Genomic DNA, 2,252 nt, shown 5'->3' on the forward strand with positions numbered 1-2,252 from the left:
CTGCTCCGCGAACAACCCCGACACCGTCCCCGCCGGAACCGCCCCCGAACCACCACCCCACCCCGACACGATCAGCTCACGCTCACCGCCCACCAGCACATCCACCGACCCGACCGACCGCTCCGGATCCGCAACCATCGCGGCCAACAGCGCGTCCAACCGCCGCCCCATCAGCTCAACCGTGCCGTGGTCGAACAGGTCCGCCGCGTACTGCAGCTCCACCCGGATTCCGCCCGGCGTGCCATCGCCGGCCCGCGCCTCCGTGAAGGCGAAATTGAGGTCGAACTTGGCCGGGGCGTCGGCGAAGGCCTCCGCTTCCAGCGTGACGCCCGGGAGCTGAAGCGCCTCCTCGTTGTTGTTCTGCAGAACCAGCATCACCTGGAACAACGGATGCACGGAGGCCGAACGAACCGGGTTCAGCTCCTCCACCAGCCGCTCGAACGGCACATCCTGATTCGTGAACGCCGCCAGATCCGCGTCACGGACCCGGCCCAACAGCTCACCGAAGGTCGGCTCACCCGACACATCCGTCCGCAGCACCAACGTGTTCACGAAGAACCCGACCAGCTCGTCCAACGCCTGGTCCGAACGCCCCGCCACCACCGTCCCGATCGGAACATCCGTCCCCGCACCCAGCCGCGACAACAACGCCGCCAACGCCGCATGCAGCACCATGAACAGAGTGACCCCGTGCCGACGCGCCAACGCCTCCAGCTCGGCATGCAGTTCGGCATCCAACCCGAACTCCACCCGACCACCCGCGCGCGAAACCACCCCCGTCCGAGGCCGGTCCAACGGCAACGCCACCTCCTGCGGCGAATCCCGCAGCACCTCCGACCAGTACGCCAACTGCTCACCCACGACCCCGCCCAGCAGCTCCTGCTGCCACAGCGAGTAATCCGCGTACTGAACGGCCAACGGCTCCCACTCCGGCGCCAGCCCCGCCAACCGCGCCCGATAGGCCGACGCCACCCCCTCCCACAACGGCCTCATCGACCAACCATCAATCGCGATGTGATGTGAGGTCAGCAACAGCACCGACTCTCCCTCACCGTCGCCCTCGCCCTCGCCCTCGCCCTCGCCCTCGCCCTCGCCGAGCGTGAACAGCGCCAGCCGCAAAGGAAGTTCGGTCGAGAGATCGAACGGCGTGAAAGCAGCCGTGCGCATCTCCTCGTGCAGCGCATCATGTCCGCACTCCACGACCGTGAACGGGACGTGGGCGTCGCCGGCGGGCAGGACCAGCTGGCGCGGCTGACCGTCGACCGCCGGGTAGACCGTGCGCAGGACCTCGTGCCGGCCGACCACGTCACCGACCGCCGCACGCAGAACGTCGACGTCCACCGTGCCGTGCAGACGGAACGCGAAGTGACTGTTGTAGGCCGCCGACGCCCCCTCCAACTGGTCGAGGAACCACAACCGCTGCTGGGCGAACGACAGCGGCAGCACCTCCGGCCGCACGCCCGCGACCAGCGCCGGACGTGCCGGGCGGCCGTCCTTCAGCTTCTCCGCGACGCCCACGACCGTGGAGGCGTCGAACAGGTCACGGATCCCGAGCTCGGCATCGAAGGTACTGCGGATCCGGCTGATCAACCGGGCCGCCAGAAGCGAATGACCGCCCAGGGCGAAGAAGTCGTCATCGATGCTCACCGACAGAACACCGAGGACCTCAGCGAAGATCGCGCACAGGATCTCCTCCTGGACCGAGCGCGGGCTCCGTCCGTTCTGATCGGCGGTGACGGCTGCGGGTGCGGGCAGGGCGCGCTGGTCCAGCTTGCCGTTCGGCGTGATCGGCAGCGCCTCCAGCACCACCAACGCCGACGGAACCATGTGCCGCGGCAAACGCCCCGTGGCGAAACCCCTCAGCTCATCAACGTCGATCTGCCCACCCGCGACCGGCACCACATAGCCGACCAGACGCCTGTCCCCCGCACGGTCCTCCCGCGCCACCACCGCCGCCTGGGCCACCGCCGCGTGCGCCTGCAGCACCGCCGCGATCTCCCCCGGCTCGACCCGGAAACCCCGGATCTTCACCTGGTCGTCCGCACGCCCCACATACTCCAGCACCCCGTCGGCACGCCAACGCCCCAGGTCACCCGTCCGGTACATCCTCTCGCCCGCCGCACCCAACGGATTCGCCACGAACCGCTCCGCCGTCAACGCCGCCCGACCCACATACCCGTGCGCCAGACCGGCCCCCGCCGCATACACCTCACCGACCACCCCCGCCGGCACCGGACGCAACCACGCGTCCA

At 69.3% G+C, this 2,252-nt stretch carries 1 protein-coding gene; it reads right to left on the reverse strand.

The genetic code is table 11. From position 1 onward, the window contains the following. The coding region (locus ACFVUY_RS43305; RefSeq protein ID WP_387737363.1) for a condensation domain-containing protein at positions 1–2,139 on the reverse strand (2,139 nt) is incomplete at its 3' end. Between the last annotated feature and the right edge of the window lie 113 nt (positions 2,140–2,252).

The sequence above is a fragment of the Kitasatospora sp. NPDC058063 genome (assembly GCF_042885395.1).
Taxonomy (GTDB): Bacteria; Actinomycetota; Actinomycetes; order Streptomycetales; family Streptomycetaceae; genus Kitasatospora; species Kitasatospora lactacystinica.